This is a genomic window from Vibrio sp. 2134-1 (assembly GCF_033339495.1).
In genome coordinates, this window is the sequence record NZ_JAWOUS010000913.1 from 1 (window position 1) to 528 (window position 528).

The 528-nt window shown below is 43.8% G+C and carries 1 protein-coding gene; it reads left to right on the top strand.

Going from position 1 to position 528, the window contains the following annotated elements:
• Positions 1–528, top strand: a 528-nt coding sequence (locus tag R7R78_RS29230; RefSeq protein ID WP_225474982.1) for an OmpA family protein, incomplete at both ends; no start/stop codon positions are given.

Genomic DNA, 528 nt, shown 5'->3' on the forward strand with positions numbered 1-528 from the left:
GGTGGCCATGTAGAAGCAATCACTCTTGCTCCTAAATTCAGCCTACCAATCACTGAAGACATCGCACTTTACGGTAAAGTTGGTGGTGCTTACGTAATGTTCGACGGTAAAGATGATTACTCTTACCTAGGCGCAGCTGGTCTTGAATTCAACCTAAGCCAAAACGTTACAGCACGTGCGGAATACCAAACAATTACTGACATTAGCAACAACGTAAGCAAAGCAGCTGGTAACTCTGCAACTCTAGGTGTTTCTTTCAAATTCGGCGGCAACGATGAGCCAGTAGTAGTTGAAGAAGAGCCAGTAGTTGAAGAAGTAGTTGTAGAAGAAGTTGTTGAGCCAGTAGTGGTTACTAAAACTTTCGAAACTCAAACTATCGGCACTGGTAGCTTTGACCTAAACAGCACAACACTTAAACCAGAAAGCGCTTCTAAACTAGACAACCTAGTTGCTTTCCTAAACGAGCACCCACAAGCGAAGGTTGAAGTAATTGGTTACACAGATACTTCAGGCGCTGCAGCATACAAC